15 protein-coding genes are annotated in these 17,945 nt (G+C 62.2%); 11 read left to right on the top strand and 4 right to left on the bottom strand.

What is annotated here, in order from left to right; all coding sequences use genetic code 11:
• Together VR863_RS00080 and VR863_RS00085 are read right to left on the bottom strand one after the other, a co-directional pair.
• Entirely contained in the window at positions 1 to 3,141 is a 3,141-nt protein-coding gene (locus VR863_RS00080) for an efflux RND transporter permease subunit (RefSeq protein ID WP_066850902.1), read from the bottom strand.
• 3 nt (positions 3,142 to 3,144) lie between these two features.
• On the bottom strand, positions 3,145 to 4,185 hold the full coding sequence (locus VR863_RS00085) for an efflux RND transporter periplasmic adaptor subunit (RefSeq protein WP_324826441.1): 1,041 nt from the start codon (positions 4,183 to 4,185) through the stop codon (positions 3,145 to 3,147).
• Positions 4,186 to 4,293: 108 nt separating this feature from the next.
• On the opposite strand from VR863_RS00085, the gene VR863_RS00090 reads away from it, so the two are divergent.
• The 7 genes from VR863_RS00090 (at position 4,294) to VR863_RS00120 (ending at position 9,981) form a co-directional block, all read left to right on the top strand.
• On the top strand, positions 4,294 to 5,646 hold the full coding sequence (locus VR863_RS00090; RefSeq protein ID WP_225871714.1) for an NAD(P)/FAD-dependent oxidoreductase: 1,353 nt from the start codon (positions 4,294 to 4,296) through the stop codon (positions 5,644 to 5,646).
• 462 nt (positions 5,647 to 6,108) lie between these two features.
• Positions 6,109 to 6,279 (top strand): CPBP family glutamic-type intramembrane protease, encoded by a 171-nt coding sequence (locus tag VR863_RS00095; RefSeq protein WP_230292605.1) that lies wholly within the window; start codon positions 6,109 to 6,111, stop codon positions 6,277 to 6,279.
• Positions 6,280 to 6,433: 154 nt separating this feature from the next.
• Positions 6,434 to 7,363: an ArdC family protein gene (locus VR863_RS00100; protein WP_324826442.1), complete on the top strand. Its 930-nt coding sequence runs from the start codon at positions 6,434 to 6,436 to the stop codon at positions 7,361 to 7,363.
• Between the two features lie 14 nt (positions 7,364 to 7,377).
• Entirely contained in the window at positions 7,378 to 7,818 is a 441-nt protein-coding gene (locus tag VR863_RS00105) for a hypothetical protein (protein ID WP_324826443.1), read from the top strand.
• Between the two features lie 220 nt (positions 7,819 to 8,038).
• Positions 8,039 to 8,974, top strand: a complete 936-nt coding sequence (locus VR863_RS00110) for a DUF2493 domain-containing protein (RefSeq protein WP_324826444.1) — start codon at positions 8,039 to 8,041, stop codon at positions 8,972 to 8,974.
• Between the two features lie 70 nt (positions 8,975 to 9,044).
• Positions 9,045 to 9,314, top strand: a complete 270-nt coding sequence (locus tag VR863_RS00115) for a hypothetical protein (protein ID WP_324826445.1) — start codon at positions 9,045 to 9,047, stop codon at positions 9,312 to 9,314.
• A gap of 268 nt (positions 9,315 to 9,582) precedes the next feature.
• Entirely contained in the window at positions 9,583 to 9,981 is a 399-nt protein-coding gene (locus VR863_RS00120; RefSeq protein ID WP_119594256.1) for a single-stranded DNA-binding protein, read from the top strand.
• Between the two features lie 67 nt (positions 9,982 to 10,048).
• Here VR863_RS00120 and VR863_RS00125 read toward each other — a convergent pair whose 3' ends face one another.
• A complete protein-coding gene (locus VR863_RS00125; protein WP_324826446.1) occupies positions 10,049 to 10,315 on the bottom strand; it encodes a DUF6437 family protein in 267 nt (88 codons plus the stop codon).
• 346 nt (positions 10,316 to 10,661) lie between these two features.
• Here VR863_RS00125 and VR863_RS00130 point away from each other — a divergent pair, with 346 nt between their 5' ends.
• The 4 genes from VR863_RS00130 to mobF all read left to right on the top strand — a co-directional run bounded on the left by VR863_RS00130 (position 10,662) and on the right by mobF (position 17,222).
• Positions 10,662 to 10,883 (top strand): hypothetical protein, encoded by a 222-nt coding sequence (locus VR863_RS00130; RefSeq protein WP_324826447.1) that lies wholly within the window; start codon positions 10,662 to 10,664, stop codon positions 10,881 to 10,883.
• Positions 10,884 to 11,612: 729 nt separating this feature from the next.
• A complete protein-coding gene (locus VR863_RS00135) occupies positions 11,613 to 11,945 on the top strand; it encodes a hypothetical protein (protein WP_324826448.1) in 333 nt (110 codons plus the stop codon).
• Positions 11,935 to 14,247 carry a type IV secretion system DNA-binding domain-containing protein gene (locus VR863_RS00140; RefSeq protein ID WP_324826449.1) on the top strand — a complete coding sequence of 771 codons (2,313 nt, stop codon included), beginning with the start codon at positions 11,935 to 11,937 and terminating at the stop codon, positions 14,245 to 14,247. Before VR863_RS00135 ends, VR863_RS00140 begins: the two co-directional genes overlap by 11 nt.
• Positions 14,248 to 14,306: 59 nt before the next feature.
• On the top strand, positions 14,307 to 17,222 hold the full coding sequence (gene mobF / locus VR863_RS00145; protein WP_324826450.1) for a MobF family relaxase: 2,916 nt from the start codon (positions 14,307 to 14,309) through the stop codon (positions 17,220 to 17,222).
• Positions 17,223 to 17,248: 26 nt separating this feature from the next.
• Here the strand turns inward: mobF and VR863_RS00150 are convergent, their stop codons facing one another.
• Positions 17,249 to 17,794, bottom strand: a complete 546-nt coding sequence (locus tag VR863_RS00150; protein ID WP_324826451.1) for a hypothetical protein — start codon at positions 17,792 to 17,794, stop codon at positions 17,249 to 17,251.
• Positions 17,795 to 17,945: the final 151 nt, after the last annotated feature.

Raw genomic sequence — 17,945 nt, forward strand, 5'->3', positions numbered from 1 at the left:
TCAACTTGCCCCCTGTGGCTCGGCTGCGGTCTCGTCAGGGCCGATCTTGAAGAAGATTGCATAGAGGACCGGCACCACGAACAGGGTCAGTACCGTCCCGAAGGCCAGCCCGAAGGCCAGGACCACGGCCATCGCCTTGAAGAAGGCGTCGAACAGCAGTGGGATGACGCCGAGTACCGTCGTCAGCGAACTCAGGATGACCGGGCGGGCGCGATCATAGGCTGCCTCAATGATGGCATCGAAACGCGGTTTGCCCTCGCCGATCTCGATATCCATCTGATCGACCAGCACGATCGCGTTCTTGATCAGCAGGCCCGAGAGCGAGAGCACACCGAGAATGGCGATGAACTCCATCGCTATGCCGGTGATGAGCAGGCCGATGGTTACGCCGATGATCGCCAGCGGCACGATCATGAAAATGATCACCGGCTGGCGCACTGCGTTGAACAGCACGATTACCACCAGCACCATGCCGATGACACCGAGCGGGACCACGCCAATCAGCGAATCGATCGCCTCGGTGCTCGTTCCTTCCTGGCCGTCCCATTCGAAATGGTAGCTGGAAGGCAGTTCGATCGCCTCGACGTCTCCGCGCACGCGATCGAGCAGACGGTTGGCGGTTTCGCCCGGCGCGGGATCGGCCTGGGCGTTGATTGCCCAGCGCTGATCGATCCGCTGAATCTGCGAATGACGCCAGCGGGTCTCGAAACCGTCGATCACTTCCTGCAGCGGAAGCGAGGCGCCGCTGGCGCTGAACACCTGGATTGCTTCCATGTTCTGCGCGTCGCGCGTTTCGCTTTCGGGCGAGCGGGCGATGATCGGGATCAGGTCGTCGCCCTCGCGGAAGACGCCTATCGGACGGCCCGCGAACGTGCCCTGCAAGGCCTCGGCCACGTCCTCGCGGCTGACGCCAAGGCGACGCGCGCGCGTTTCGGAATAGAGCGGGTGGATGACCGGCACCTGCTCGCGCCAGTCATCCTTCACGAGGATGGCCGCTTCGTCCTCGGCGAAGACATCCTTGGCCTGCTGCGCCAGGCTCTGCAGAACCGCCGGATCGGGCCCCGAAAACTGCGCCTCGATCTTCGAGCCGCCACCCGGCCCCAGTTCGAACAGCCAGACCTTGGCGCGCGCTTCGGGGGCGTTCTTTTGCAAATAGGCATGCACATCTGCCTGCAGCCGCTCGAGCGTCGAGGCGTCCTCAACCCGCAGGATCATCTGGCCGAAGGAGGATGTCGGCGCCTCGGGCTGATAGACCAGCTTGTAACGCAAGGTACCCATGCCGACCACGGTCTGAACGTCAGTAACGCCGTCCATCGTCGCCAGATCCTCCTCAATCTCCTCCAGATCGGCATTGGTCCGCTCGATATCGGTGCCCGCAGGCAGCCAGTAATCGACCATCAAATGCGGCGTGGTGGAGGCGGGAAAGAAACCCTGTTCCACGAACGCGAAGCCCACAAGGGAGACGGCGAACAACCCCCCGGTCAGGCCCATGGTACGCCAGCGATGGCGCAGCGCGCGCGCGAGCCATTCGCGATAGGCGGTGCCGATCCGGCCGGCTTCGCGCTGCGGGGCGGCCTCGTCCTCGAGACCGTCGTGGCCTGCATCGAATCCTGTCTCCCGATCAGTGCCGGAAGCGGCAGCATCCTCCTCCTTCTCGAACAGCCAGTTGGCGAGAAAAGGCGCTACGGTGACCGCGAAGAACCACGAGAACAAGAGCGAGATCATCACCACCCAGAACAGGTGATTGGTGTATTCGGCGACCTGCCCGGGGGCGAGGCCGATCGGGGCGAAGGCGATGATGCCGACCAGCGTGCCTCCTAGTAGCGGCCACAGCATCTGGCCCACGATCGCGCGCGCCGCCTCCAGCCTGTTTTTGCCCTGCTTGAGGCCGACGAGCATCCCCTCGACCACGACGATGGCGTTGTCCACCATCATTCCCAGCGCGATGATCAGCGCGCCCAGCGAGATGCGGTGCATCGGTATCCCGCCGGCATTCATCCCAGCCAGCGTCGCCGCGACGGTGAGCATGAGCACGGCGCCGATGACCACGGCCGAGCGCCAGCCCATGAAGATCAGCAGCGTGACCACCACGATGACGAGCGCCGTCGCGACATTGATCACGAAATCGCCGATCGCGTCCGACACCACCTTGCCCTGGTGGTAGAATTCGTGGATCTCGATGCCGATCGGGCGGTCGCTCTCGCTCGCGCGCAGCTTGGCTTCGATCGCCTCGCCGACCTCGACCACATTTGTGCCGGTCGCATTCGAGATGCCCATGCCCACCGCCGGCCTGCCATTGTAGCGCAGGATCTGCATCGGCGGATCGACATAGCCGCGCGTCACGCGGGCCAGATCGCCCAGTCTCACGACCGCGCCTTCCTGGCCGGTCATCACCGGCAGATCGCGCAATTCCTCGACCGAATCGATCTCGCCGGTGGGAACGATCTCCAGACGCTGGTCGCCGACGCGCACGCTGCCCGCTGCGACGACGGAATTCTGCTGTGCTAGATCCTGATAGACGCTCTGCACCGACAGCCCCAGCGCCGCGACCCGCTCGCGCATGATCTCGACATAGAAGGCCTCGCGTTGCTCGCCCGACAGCACCACCTTGCCCACACCCTCCACACCGCTCAGGTCGGTGCGCAGCTTTTCGGCATAGTCGTACAGCTCGGCCGGCGAATAACCATCGGCGGTTAGCATGTAGAAGATGCCGAAGACGTCGCCGAAATCGTCGTTGACGATCGAGGGACCTGCCCCGGGCGGAAGCAGCCGGGCGGCATCGGCCACGCGGTTGCGCAGCTTGGTCCAGACGATCTGGAGCTGTTCCTTGTTGCGCCCGAACTCGTACTTGATCTCCACCTCGATGCGCGACTGGCCCGCCTCGGAGGTCGAAACAATCTCCTTCACCTCCTGCATCTGCCCGATCTCCCGCTCGAGACGCTGGGTGACCTCGGTGGCGACCTCCATCGGCGATCCGCCAGGATAGGGTGTTACCACGACAGCGCGGCGGATGGTGAACTCGGGATCCTCGAAGCGCGGCAGCGACCCATAGGCCGCCATCCCGGCAACGATCGTCCCGATGATGACGAGCAGGATGAGCAGGCGATTCCTGATCGAGAAGACGGCGGGATTAAACGACATGGCTCAGTCCCGCTCGTAGGGGCGGACTTTCATCCCCTCTTCGAGATTGGCCACGCCAGCAGCCACTATCAGGTCTCCGCGGCCGATGCCGGCAGTTACAGGCAGCATTCCGCCTGCTCCCTTGCCTACGGTGACGCGGCGCAGCGCGATGGCTCCGGTCCTGCGGTCCACGCGCCAGACGAATGTCTTTTCGTCACGCCCAACGATCGCTTCCAGTGGCACAGCCGGCATCTCGGCATCATCGGTATCGAGCTCGACATGCAGTGTTCCCGTCATGCCCGGCAGGATCAGCGCGCCGGAAGGCGGATCGAACAGGAACGTCGCCTCGTAGGTGAGCGACTGACGCGTGGCGTCGGTGGCGAACGAGCCGAACCGGGCCGCGAACCGCCTGTCGGGAAGACTGTCGAACGCGATCGCCGCGTTGATCGGGGCCCGCTGCTCGGCATTGGCAACGATGGACGAGGGAACCTGGACCACCACCTTGGCGGAACCGGCGGTCTGTAAGGTCACGACCGGCTGCTGCGGCGAAACATATTCGAACGGCTCGGTCAGTCGCCTGGCCACGCGGCCCGAAAAGGGCGCCCGCAAGACGGTCTTCTCCAACTGCTCGCGCACATTGTCAAGTTCGGCTCGCGCAGTGTCGCGCTGCGTTTCGCGCTGAACGTGCACTGCCCGCGGAATCGCGCCTTCGCCGACCAGCGCGTCGGCGCGGCGGAATGCATCCTGTGCCGCCTCGTACTGTTCGCGTGCCTGGACGAGCTGGTTGCGCGCGATGGTCTGGTCGAGCTGCGCGATCACCGTGCCGGCCCTGACGAAATCGCCCTGGTCCACCGTCAGCCGGACGATCTTGCCCGGCACATCGAAGGTTAGATCCGAAGATGTGCTTGCCTCGATGATCGCGGGAAACTCGTAAGTCCTCGCCTGACCGCCTGCCGCCACGGTGTAGAGTTTGACCGGACGCCGATCGGCCTCCTCCGGAATGGGAGCATCGTCGCAACCTGCAACAAGGCATGCGAAAATTAGCGAAACGAATATGCGCAGCATGAAGAATTTGGGTCTGAAAATGGTTCGGCGCGAATCAGACTTTGACATGCGCCCAAAATGAAACGAATAAGTTTACATATCATCGCTCGTCGCAATAGGAAGACCCAATTGCAAGGCCAAACGCTTTCGCTGAACCTGTCTCATCCCGAATCGACGAACCGCCCCCGGGTCGTCATCGTCGGCGCCGGTTTCGGCGGCATGGCTGCGGCGCGCGCTCTTCGCGGCAATGCCGCGGAAGTGACGCTGATCGACCAAACCAATCATCACCTGTTTCAACCGCTGCTATACCAGGTCGCGACTGCGGCGCTTTCCCCGTCCGATATCGCTACGGCCACCCGTGTGCTGATGCGCGGCGGGTCAAACCTAAGTGTGTTGATGGCGGAGGTTACAGGCGTCGATATCAGGGCGCGCTCGGTGCTGCTGCGCGATGGGCATCGGTTGCCATACGATTATCTCGTACTCGCCACGGGATCGGCCTCGAGCTTTTTTGGACAGGACAACTGGCGCGAACACACGCTGGTTCTCAAGACGATTGAGGATGCGCTTGCCATCCGCGCGCGGTTGCTGGAAGCGTTCGAGCGGGCCGAGCAGTCGACCGACGACGCAGAGATACGACGCCTCCTGACCTTTGCTATTGTTGGGGGCGGCCCAACTGGCGTGGAACTGGCTGGGACCATCTCCGAACTCGCACGCGCGACTTTGGCGCGCGATTTCTCTCGCATCGATCCGCGCGACACGCGTGTGGTCCTATGCGAGGCGGGCGGCCGTTTGCTGTCGGGTTTCGATCCCGCGCTTTCGACCTATGCGACCGAAGCTCTAACCTCGATGGGGGTGGAGGTGCGGATTGGCACGGCCGTCGAGGCAATCGATCCCACCGGCGTGGTGCTCGGTAGCGAGCGGATAGATACCGGAGCCGTGCTGTGGTGTGCCGGCACTGAGGCCCGTCCGGCTGCTGAATGGCTTGGAATCGATGGGGTCCGCAACGGGGCTGTAACGGTCCGGTCCGATTGTTCGGTGCCGGGTCATCCAAACATCTTTGCGATCGGGGACGTCGCAAGTTTCGAAGCAGGCGGCGACGAGCGCTTGCCGGCTCTTGCACCAGTTGCCAAGCAGCAGGGCACATATGTCGGGAAGCTGCTCGCGGCCCGTATCGCCGGTCGGCGCGAGCCCGGCGCCTTCCGCTACCGCGACTATGGTACCATGGCGGTGATCGGGCGCTCGCGTGCGGCGGCGCAATTCGGCAGGCTCCGGCTCACGGGATTTCTCGCCTGGCTGGTCTGGTCACTTATACATTTGATGCTGCTTGTGGACTTTCGCAGCCGCCTGGTCGTCTATGTCAACTGGGCTTGGGCATGGTTTACTTACGGACGCGGGGCGCGGTTGTTGACGGGATCAACCACAAGCGATGCCCGGCAGCCGCCGCTCAGCGACCCAGAAAGCGGGCGGCCCGATGACAAGTAGCGGTCTCAGCCAATATTCAAATAGTTGACCATGATGAAAGCATGCTCCCGCACCGCCATCTAGGACCATTCGAAGGCTCGCCTGGCCTCGCTATCCATCACCTGCAAGTTGTCGCGACCTAGCTTGCACTTGATCGCAGGAAGCGCTCGAAGCCAAACCGCATCTAAGATCAGCGTATCTGTCTTTGGCGTCGATCTACCTCAGTTGACTAAGCAGCGGTAGGCATGGCGGTCGCATGAAGACCGAACGGCTTCGGCGACACTACGTCATAGCTCTCATCTTCCCTGGAAACCCGGCTAGCGGCGAAGATATCGCGTTTCAGCTCACCATGCCGGGTTTGGAGGAGGAGCTCTTCTATCGTGGCATCCTGCTGTTCGCGCTGGATCAGGCTTTCACCGGAAGGAGACGGTTCCTCGGGTCGATTGGGGATGGGGCGCGGTCCTGTCGTGCTTCCTGTTCGGATTGGCACATGCCTGTGGCTTCTCGGACGACAGCTTTGCCTTCGATCCCATCACGATGGCGCTGACGGCAATCCCAGCCTTTATCGCGGTCTGGCTGCGTTTGCGCACCGGAAGCCTGCTCCTGCCGGTTCTGCTTCACAATTTCGGCAATTCGCTCTCGTTCATCGTGTGAAGATGTCTTCCCGGAATGCCCGCTTCCGGGATCAGCATTCTGCCCGTAAAATGACCGAATTTAGGGCGCATAGCGGCAATAATTAACGAGAGGGGAGGGAGCTTTGCTCTTCCTGAACCGGGGCATGTCCGTTCCGGCGATCAGGAGAATTCCCATGAAAAAGTCCCGCCGCACTGCATCGACTTCGCCTGCCGCGCGCATCACCTCCGCCATTATCGAAAAGCTCGAACAGGGCACAAAGCCGTGGGTCAAGCCGTGGCGCGGCGTGCCAGTCTCCCGTCCTTTGCGTTCTTGCGGAACGCCCTATCGCGGAATGAATACCTTCTGGCTGTGGATGGTGGCCGATGGCTGTGGCTACACCTCGCCATACTGGATGACCTACCGCCAGTGCCAGAAGCTTGGTGGACAGGTCCGCAAGGGCGAGAAATCGACCATTGCGATATTCTACAAGAGCTACACCAAGGAGATCGAGAACGCTGATGGCGAAGCGGACACCGAGAACCGCCGCGTACTCAAGGCCTACGCCGTGTTCAACGCCGACCAGTGCGACGGCCTCCCTGACTTCTATCATCCCAAGCCGCTGGTTGCCGCGCTGGAGCCCGAAGGACGCGAAGACCGGCTCGATGCCTTCTTTGCCCACATCGGCGCAGACCTGCGCCATCATGGTGCCCAGGCCTACTACGAACCGCTGCGCGACCGCGTCACGATGCCGCCAGCCGAACTCTTCGAAGCCTATGATCACTACTATGCGACACTCGCGCACGAGCTGTCGCACTGGACGGGGCATTCCTCGCGGCTTGATCGTGATCTTAAGAACCGTTTTGGCAGCGACGCCTATGCTGCCGAGGAACTCATCGCCGAGTTGTCCTCGGCCATTCTTGGGGCCGAACTGGGTCTTCCAGTCACCCATCTCGATCATCACGCCAGCTACATCGCGTCCTGGCTCAAGATTCTCAAATCGGACGAGCGCGCGATACTGACGGCTGCGGCCAAGGCTGAGGAAGCGGCCAGCCTGCTGCTGGGCTTGGGTGGATACCAATCATGCGAGAGCGAGGCCGATATCGATCTCGCTGAAGCGGCCTGAGCGGGAGACTGACGATGGGACGTTCCGTCAGCTATCCGACCGGCTCGGTGGTTGCCTTTCGCCTGCTTGATGACGGCGAAGAGGACGACACCGACTGGGTCTACGAGTGCCTCGTCGACGAGGTCATCGATGCCGCGAAAGCCGCCTTTCCTTCCTTTCAACCCTTTGATGGATGGCGCGGCCGCGAGGACCGTATTCTCCTGCGCAACGCCTTCGCCGATTGCGGCATATCGACCTATTGCGGGCTCGCGGCGATCTGGCTCGCCGAACGCGACGATGCCCGGTACTGGGAGGCCGACTTCTACAACCCACGAACGGCGAGGGCACGGCACTGGCTTGGCCAGGTGTCGGGAAGGTTCATCGACCTGTTCGGTGAGATGCGCCTGGTCGGGCGGTTCTCGAATGGCGAAGCGATCTTCGAGCGCTCCCGATCCACCTGCGACACCGGGTCCTGATCCTGCCTCATCCTTGTCCGCCGGGAGAGGCCCTTGGGCCGGTCGGGGCGCGCCGCAACCTGCGGCCCGTCGGCCCGTGTTGCCCGCGCCAGCCTTAGGGCCGCAGGTTCCCCGCTACGCGGTGCGTCTCGCCCCTTGTCCCGGCCCTGATCGGGCTCCGGCGGACAGGACCGAGGCAATGGTGCCTCCTCTCCTTGTCTGCCCGATCAGGAGACACCCCATGTACGACAGCTTCATCGACCAGTTGAGCGGCCTCGACCTTTCAGGCCTCAGCATCAGGCCGGCCCCCTTCAACGCTACTGACTTTCCCTGCGAGGACGCGATCGACCAGACACTCGGCGCCGTATGGTCCGACCTCTTCGCGATGTTCTCCGACACCGCCCTGGAAGCCGATGCCGAGGACATTGCCTGGAGCGTGGTCAATCTCTTTCATCGAGCCGCCAGCCGCAAGTCGGCTCAGCTTGACCGGGCCAGCGACGAGATCCGGGTCCTCCTCGCATCGGCCGATGGCTCCGAAGTGCATTCGAGCAATCTTGAAGAGCAGGTCGCGCGCGCGCAGGCAGCCGAAGCCAGCATGCTGGCCTTCGAGCAGATGCGTGAGGCGGCGGCTGCACTTTACCGCGACGAGACCGGTTCCTCGTGGAAGCCCGTTTCCGGCTCGCGTGCTAGCCATTCGCGCAACCTCACTTCAGCCGTAATCGATGCCCGCGATTTCCTCCGCGCACGCGCCGAGAGCCAGCGTCATGCCCTGATCCCGGAAGGAACTCCGGTTGTTTTCGCCGGTGGTCGCCAGAGCTTCGAGAGCGCCGAGGATGCGAAGCGTTATGCTGACAATATCTGGGCGACGCTGGACAAGGTTCGCGATGCAGTCCCCGATCTCTTCCTGGTCCATGGTGGCGACGGCAAGGGTGCCGATCGCCTCGCAGCGAGCTGGGCGGAGCGCCGCGAAGTCCAGCAGCTGACTTACTCGCTCGATCGTCGGCTTGGCGCCCGCGCCGGCTTCAAGCGCAACGAGCACATGATTTCGCTCAATCCGCGTTACGTTGTCGCATTTCCGGGCAACGGCGTGACCGAACGGCTGGTGATCGATGCCAAGACCCGCCGGATCACCGTGGTCGATCGTCGCGGCCCCTTGGGCACTTCTCCCGGGTCCTGAGGGACCCTTCGTTATCGATATTTGAAATGCCTGGATGTGCATTCGGCGCCGACCCGACTATGGACCAGTCATGCAACTTGACGATCTGCTGCAGCGCTACTTTGCCACCACCGACCTCTCCGGGGTTGCCCCGGACACCTTTGCAGCCGGCATCGAGCACTGCCGGGTCGATCTCGGGCTTGAGGAGGACCGTGGCAAGCGCTTTGCACTGTGGTCGTTCCTGCACATGTTCGGGTCCGCCCCCGATCTCGATGTGGCGTTCGAAAGCGAGGAAGACCGGGAAGCGGCCCGCAACTTCATGGATCTGCTGGCGGCATCGGAAGGCGAAGGCGAAGCCTGATTGCAAGTGCCGGTCACGGCACCTTCAGACCCGCACCCGATACCCATCCGGCTTTCTTCGCGAACAGTCCTGAACCACGTCAGCTGAGGACGGCAACCCGTTCCTTTCCGGCCGTGTTGGCAGCTGCGCTGCCTGGCCGCACCACCCGTCATGAACGGGTTCCCCTTGGAGCTTTGCTCCTGCGGTGCAGTCCCCGCATGCCCTGCTTCTTCTGGATGTTCGCAAGCCGGAGATGGTCTCCGGTTTGAGGAACTGAAGGACTTACACCATGACCAATATCGCAATCCTCACCGGCCGCATCGCCCGCGATCCCGACACCCGCGAGACCAAGGGCGGCACCAACGTCACCGGGATCACCGTCGTCACCGATCGCCCCGCTCGCGACAAGGACGGCAAGACCTACAAGGACGAGAACGGCTACACCGCCAAGGAAAGCGAGTTCCACCGGGTGACCTGCTTCAACGGCCTTGCCAAGACCGTCGGCCAGTACTGCTCCAAGGGCCAGCTGGTCAGTGTTCAGGGCCGCATCCACTACACCCAGTGGGAGGACAAGGACGGGGTCACCCGCTACGGCACCGAGATCCTTGCCGATAAGGTCGACTTCCTCTCCCGCGGTAACGGGTCGGGTGACGACAACGACAACACCGACGCTCCCGAGATCGACTGAGATCGATCCCGGTCGTTCCCCCTACGAAGAGGCTCTGCTGCAAGCGGCAGGGCCTCTTCTTCCTTGGCTACTGGGTTCCCGGCGCGCTATTCGAAGCACGGGTTGCACCGCGCCCGGTTAGTTTCTCGATCGCGGCGTCCTCGCCGAGTTTCCCGAGTTCTTCGGCAACCTTCCTCAGACCTTTCTTCGAGAAGCTTTCGAGGCCGCTTCCCAGGATGATTTCGCCGAGTTCCTTGGCCGCTTGCATTTCAAGTTCGCGTTGCTTGGCGTCCAGTGCCGCGCGGTCCGCTTCGAGCTTTTGCAGGGCTGCAATCGCGCTCCTGTTTCGGGGCATGCTACTTGTCCTTCTATCCCCCTCGGATCTGCTCCCCGGTTGTTTCCATGCCCGCGTCATCAGGGTGTAGGAAAGGCAATTCGCACGCAGCAGGCGTTCGATATTGGGGCGGAGGTGGTGGGTTCTTGCTCACGGTTCTCCCAGCATGATGGCCTTGCGCCTCCCGCCTCAAGGACGGCGGGGCCCCACCATTTTGCCCGCCACCGGATTGCATCCGGCAGCGAACAAAATCGTTACCCCCACCGCCGCTATCGCGGTCGCCCATTCGGGCGATCCCTGACCCGGGATGCACAAGACCATCGCGCGCACCTCCTGTCGTCTCACGACAGAAACCAGGAGGATTATCATGGCTTATTCAATGCATTGCGCCCTTCCGTCACGGAGCTATTTCGAGGCTCTGGAAACAGCCGAAAAGAGAGCGCTACATAGCTTCTTCGATCAGCACGTTATCGAGGATGACGAACTCGGGTACTTTGCCGTCGACGAGGGTGACTACAACATCTTGCCAGCGCATCTCGCGGCGCGGGTGGTCCACACGGTCCACGGCGGCATGGTCGACGAATTCTGAGACTACCGACAGGGCGGGAACCGGAAGCGGTTCCTGCCCTTTTTTCTCGTTCGCCGGGTAATTCAATCAATCACAAGAAACCGGTTGGGCCGGTTGCCCTGGCGGCCGCCCACCGCAATGCGGCGGCGCCCGATAAATGGAGCGGGGCTGTGGACGCACTCTGTCCCGCGCATCTTGCGATGCGCTCCTGAGGGTGCGGCGTGATCTGTTCTTGGGCCCCGCGCGCACTTGCGAACCGGCACCGGGTCGGGCGGCGGGAAGCTGGGCACGCGACATGCCCCGCTTGCCTTGCTTCCCACGCGCCCTTGGCCGCTGCCTCTTTCGCAGGTGCTGTCTTTGGCTGGAGGCGTCCAACTGCTTTCTATCTGCATGCGGTGAGCTGCCAGGCCCGGTTGCTCGCGCTCTAACGAGGAGGTCGGAAAAGGTCGTCCTTGATCAATCCCCCTCACTGTCTGGACCACCCCGCGCAGATGGGAACAAGGGAGCACACCGTACCCCGCGAATTCGGGACTTATCTTCTTGTTATCGTGATGAAATTCCGTTTGCGCACTTTCAACCCGCCTGCGAGTAGAGCGGCTTTGCGCCGATCCGCCAGCCACTCGTCCTGGTGTATCATTCTGAATTATCTCCTGAATCTTTCGATTGACTGCGAGTTGTTCACGATTTATTCTCATCGGCACCTTCCGCAAGGTGAGCTAGGTTCCGTCGGCCCGACAAGGAACCTGTTTCATGACCCGACACGATCGGCTTCAGGCATTCGTACCGCTTCCCGTTTCCACCTGGGTGCGGCAGCGGGCGGCTGACCAAGGAGAGAGCGTCAGCGTCTTCATCCGCGACCTCATCGTCGCGGCGTGGCAGCGCGAGAACGAGGCGAAGGACCGGCCCGCAGGGCTCGATCCCGCGCGCCAAGCTATCTTCATTTCGGTAGCGCTCGATGCGCTCCTGGCCAGCCATGCTGACGCAAGTTTGCGCGACCGTACCCACGAGGCGTACCGGCGACGCCTCGAGCGTCTTGGCCTCCCTGTCAACGCGAACATGGGAGGCCAGTCCCATGAAGCATAATCTCCTGAACTTTACCCGCGGTAGCCAACTGCTCGGCCACTTCGGTTTCATGTTTGCTGCGGGGCTGAAGGGTCCACTCATTGTCACCGGGCTGGTTGCGGTCGGCACCTGTTATTGGGAAGTGCGGTCGGCCCTGACCGATGACCAAGTCTACCTTGTCTGGATGCATATCTATGCCAGTCTCTATGCCTTCATGGAGTTCGATCCGGCCAAGCTAGTCAACCTTCAATTGCTTGACGGCGAAAGGGTCGGCCTCCCCTTTGGCATCGTTCGCGAGTTCCCGCCGATGCGCGAGGCGGTCGAGGCGTTTCGCACGGCAGTGAAGCAGGGATTGCTCGTCTCGGCGGTACTGTTGATCCCGGCCTTCGTGTTCTTCTGGTGGTTCGCCGAGCGCTTTGGCGGGCGGTCGAAGGCGCGCAAGCACGAGCGCGGCGCAATGCTTGTTTCGCTCGACGAACTCGAAGAAGAAATCGAGCGTCACAACAAGGCATTCCGGGCCGAAGAACTGGGACGCAAGTTTGGCTGGAAGTGGCGGCTTGCGAGCTCGTCGGCGCTTGCCGAAGCGGGCCATTACCAACCGACACATCTCGCCGGTGTGAGCTGGCCGTGGCGGCTCGAGCAGAGCCACGCGATGCTTATTGGCACGACCGGAACCGGCAAGACCGTGGCGCTCACCGAACTCGTTGCCGAAGCGCGCGAGCGCGGCCAGCGCGCGGTCATTTTCGACCTGACCGGCGCCTTTATCGAAACCTTTTACGACCCCGCGCGCGACATCATTCTCAATCCTGTCGATGCGCGCTGTCCGCTGTGGAGCGTGTTCAATGACTGTACGAGCGAGGCGGAGTTTCATGCCGCGGCGGAAGCGCTCGTGCCCCATGACGGGGGCGGTTCGGAACAGTTCTGGGTGCTCGCGGCGCGCATGCTGTTCGTCGAGATGTGCCTCCATCTTGCCCGCGCCGGCACGCCGACCAACGAGGACCTGGCGCGGCGGCTGATGACCGCTGACCTGTCCGAAGTGCATAAGCTGATGCGCGGTACCATGGCCGATCCGCTGACCGCTCCGGAAGCCGCACGAATGGCGGAATCGATCCGCTCGGTTTTCAATGCGAATGCGAAAGTGCTGAAGCTTTTGCCCTCCACCGGACCGCGCTTTTCGGTCCGCGACTGGGTCAAAGGAGACTGCGAGGCGGGCTCGATCCTGTTCCTCTCTGCCCGTTATGTCGACATGAGCATCTCCTCGCAGTTGCTGACGCTGTGGCTCGATACGGCAATGAATACGCTTATGACGCTCGAGCGCACGCAGGACCTCAGAATGTGGTTCCTGATCGACGAGTTGGGCGCCCTCCACCGACTACCGGCGCTCGAAAAGGGGCTGCAAACCGCGCGCAACTTTGGCGGTGCGATCGTCACCGGGGTGCACGCGTTTGCCAAGCTCAAGGAGGTCTACGGCGAGAACATGGCCATGACATTGTCCTCGCTTGCGCGCACCAAGCTCATTCTGGCGACGGCCGATCGCGAGACAGCGACCTGGTGCTCCGATTTCATCGGCCACCGGCAGGTGCGGGACATGGAAGAAGGCTACAGCTATGGGTACAACAATGCGCGCGATGCAGTCAGCCTGACACCTCGTCGGCAGATCGAGCCGTTGCTCCTGCCCGACCAGTTCATGAACCTTCCGCGGTTGTCGGCCTACATCAAGTTTCCCGACGGATTTCCCGCTGCGCCGGTCTCGCTCATTCCGCGCACCCGTGGTCGTATTGCCGAAGGTTTCATCGCCCGCGAGAAACCGCTCACAAAGCCTGACCAGGGTCCTGCGGCGACGACGCTCCAGGCGAAACCGGGTTCGAAACCGAATGACGAGCATCCCGCCTCGAACGATGACGGTGCAGGTAAGCCTGTCGATTCAAAGCAGCTTAAACTCGACCTGGAGGGACAGCGCCGTGTCGCCGATGAACCGCAGGATCGGCAGGAGCCTGTGCAGCATGAAAAGCTGAACGCAGGGCGCGCTGGTGGTGATCTCCGTGCCGAAACCCCGTCCGATACGCATCTGGATGCAGGTCCAACGCTACCTCTCGCCGCCGTGCAAACCAGAGAGGATGCACCAGCAATGGGCGCGGAACAGCATTCGTCCGAACCCGGAGCCGCCGGAGATGATACTCGTGGCAAAGGCGGTTCGACGCCTCAAGGCCGTTCGGCTGCCAACGGGCGCCAGCCACTAACGCCGGTCGAAAAAGACCTGCGTGAAGGTGCGGTTGCAGATCCTCCGGAAAAGGATTTCGGCGAGTTCGAGCCCGACATGTGAAAGGCAAATGGGGAGGGATTACCCGGCCGCGAGGGGAGCCGTGACGAGGATCAGACAGTATGCTTTCCGTCGCCAATGTGCGCTCCCCTTCGGCTGCCGCGAGCTATTTCGCGGCAGACAATTACTACACCGGCGCCGATGCCGATCGTTCCGGAACCTGGGTCGGGAAGGGAGCGGAACGACTTAGCCTTGAGGGCCGCGTCAGTGCCGAGCAGTTCGATGCCTTGCTGCGGGGAGAACTTCCCGGTGGTATCGAGGTCGGCAACGCGGGACAGGCCCATAGGCCAGGAACCGACCTCACGTTCTCACTCCCGAAAAGCTGGTCGCTGCTCGCGCTGGTGGGCGGCGACCAGCGGATTATCGATGCTTATCGCGAGGCAGTCATCGAGACCTTGCGCTGGGCAGAAAAGAACGCGGCGCAGACCCGGATGGGCAGCAAGGCTGGATACGGGAAGGTCGCGACCGATAACCTGACAATTGGTCTTTTCCAGCACGACACCAACCGCAACCAGGAGCCGAACCTGCATTTTCACGCGGTCGTGGCGAATGTCACGCAAGGCAGCGACGGGAAGTGGCGCGCGCTTCGCAACGACAAGCTTTGGTCGTTCAACACGCTGCTCAACTCGATGACCATGGCGCGCTTTCGCCTGGCGGTTGAGAAAATGGGCTACGAAGCAGGGCCGGTTGGAAAGCATGGCAACTTCGAAGCAGCGGGCATTGCCCGCGAGCAGGTGATGGCCTTTTCAACGCGGCGCGAAGAAGTCCTCGCAGCCAGGCGAGGGAGCGGACTGGAGGCAGGGATTGTCGCAACGCTCGAAACGCGCAAAGGCAAAGAACCAGTGCGCGATCGCGAGGGCCTTCTTTCGTCGTGGCGCCAGCGGGCCGACGAGGTCGGTCTCGATCTTGGAGGCCTCATTGACGCATCCCAGATGCGTGCCGCGGCGAAGGTCGCCGGAGGTTCGAAAGAGCAAAGCCTCCTTCAGCGCGGGATTGCGAAGCTGAGGGAGTTTGCGCAGCGGATCAAGGGCGATCCGGCTGATCCACTGATCCCTGCCCATGTCCTCAAGCAGGATGCGCCGACCATCGCGGCTGCACAGGCGGTGGCCTCTGCGGTGCGTCATCTTTCGCAGCGCGAGGCAGCCTTTCCCCGTGAGGGATTGCTGAAGGCGGCGCTCGATTTTGGGCTACCGACGACGGTGGGCCACGTCGAAACCCGTGTGAACGCACTCGTCAGAAGCGGCGCACTCGAGTCCGGCAAAGGCGAACACAAAGGCTGGTTGGCGAGCCGCGAGGCGCTAGACCTTGAAAGCACCATTCTCGCGAACGTCGACCAGGGACGAGGTGCGGTGTCGCCCATCCTGGATCGATCGGACGCCGCAGAACGGGTCCAGGCTGTTGCCGCGATCAACCACGGAATTTCGCTGAACGAAGGGCAGGAGAATGCGGCGAGCCTCGTGCTCTCATCGCGTGACAGGATCGTGGCGATCCAGGGCATAGCCGGGGCAGGCAAAAGCAGCGTGATGAAACCGGTCGCCCAGCTGCTCCGCGAGGAAGGCAAGCAGGTGCTGGGGCTCGCGGTGCAGAACACGCTCGTCCAGATGCTCGAGCGCGACACCGGTATCCATTCAATGACCATTGCTCGCTTCCTCGCGCAATGGGGCAGGCTTCTGCGAGAGCCGGGCAATACCACGTTGCTTGGTGAGGCTCGGAGCGCGCTCGGAGACCATGTCCTGCTACTCGACGAGGCCTCGATGGTGTCAAACGAGGACAAGGCCAAGCTGGTACGGTTAGCCAACCTTGCCGAAGTCCAGCGCCTGGTTCTCGTCGGCGACAAGCGACAACTTGGTGCCGTCGATGCCGGTAAGCCCTTCGACCTCGTCCAGCAGGCCGGGATCGAGCGCGCCAACATGGACGTCAACCTGCGCGGCCGCGATCCCGACTTGCGGCGAGCCCAGGCCGCCGCGCAGGAGGGACGCATCGACGATGCGCTCAGGGCCCTTGCCCCTTCAACCATCGAGGCTCGGTGGGACAGTGCGATCGTTGCTGCCGAGCAATGGCTCTCGCTGAGCCCGGCGGATCGTGATCGGACGTCGATCTATGCGTCGGGGCGATCCCTTCGATCCGCGATCAACGAGGCTGTGCAGCGCGGCCTCAAGGCCAATGGCGAGCTCGGGCCAAGGGTGGCAAGGTTGAGCGTCCATGTACGGATTAACGCCACGCGCGAGGAACTGCGACACCTCGGAGCATACCAGTCTGGCATGATCCTCAACTTCCGATCCTTTGACCGCGCGCAGGGACTGGCGGCGGGAGACTACACGGTCAAATCGATCGACCACGCGCGAAAGCGACTGGTGCTTGAAGACAAGAAGGGACGTGCCCGCAACTTCAGCCCGTCTCGGCTTCGCCCTGGTGCAGGGAATGACCGGCTGTCGCTTTTCGAGCGAAAGTCGCTGGTCGCTTTCGAGGGTGACAAGATCCGTTGGACCGACAACGACCACAAGCGCGCGCTCTTCAACGCCGACCAGGCGAGGATCGTCGCGATCGATCCGAAAGGCGTCACGGTGGAGACCACGTCGGGAAAGGAACTGCGCTTGTCGCGAAGTGACCCGATGCTGAAACGCCTAGACTTGGCCTACGCGCTGAACGCGCACATGGCACAGGGACTGACGTCAGATCGCGGGATTGCCGTGATGGACAGCCGCGAACGCAACCTCTCGAACCGGCAGACATTTCTTGTCACGGTCACCCGGCTTCGCGATGGCCTGACGCTTGTCGCAGACAATGCCGAGAAACTCGGCCGGGCCATCAAGTCAAACAGCGGCGAGAAGACATCGGCCCTCGAAGTTACGCAGCGGCTCAAGGCGGCGGCTGCCAAGGGCCTTGCGAAGGACAACGGGAAGGAGGTTGTACCTTCGGAAAAGGAGAAACCCGAACTCGTGAAGGAACGCGTAAAGCCCTTCGAGATCGGGATCTAGGGGGATTGGATAGAAGCCGGCCGCTTCTACGCGTTCCGGAAGGTCTCGAGGAGCTGGTCGTTCGGTGTCAATTGATCCATCTGGACATTGAGGCAGGCCGTCCAAAACGTCGTACCATTCGAAGGATCGGTCTGCCCGGCGTCCCAACGTTTCGCCACACGGTCGAGGTCTTGTAGCGAGATCCCGCCCATCAAGTATGCCTCTTTGAAGCGCCTAGGATCTGTCGCGCCGAGAGACTTTTCGCGGAGCAACGAAATGAAGTAATAATAGTCGGGGCGCTGGTGTGGATGGTTGTACAGCGGGACCGAGTTGTCGAAGTGGCGTTGCGGACGAACCGTCCGATCTTTCGTCTTCACGTCCAGCGCGAGCGAATTCCCGATAACGTAATCACGGCGGGTAGAAATCGTGTCGTTCTTGAAGGTGACCTGGTGGTGAGCGAGGTATCTCTCGAAGACGACCTCGCCGATGCAGCCGACGAGGTTTGCCTGTTCTTGCCTATGCGAATTCTCGAAGATGGGGAGGCTGTCGGCACGCTCCATGGCCTCATCGATCAGCTCAACGGTGAGCTTCATGCGCCGATAGCCTACAGCCATGATGATACCTTCAAGAAGTGGTCAAAAAGGGCGCTCACATACACTGAAACGGCTTAAAGCTTCGTGTTCTCAAGGTTCTGCTGTCTATCGATACGTATCCCGGGAGTCGAGAAATGGTCTCCCGTGGAGC

Source organism: Qipengyuania zhejiangensis (assembly GCF_035607565.1).
GTDB lineage: Bacteria > Pseudomonadota > Alphaproteobacteria > Sphingomonadales > Sphingomonadaceae > Qipengyuania > Qipengyuania zhejiangensis.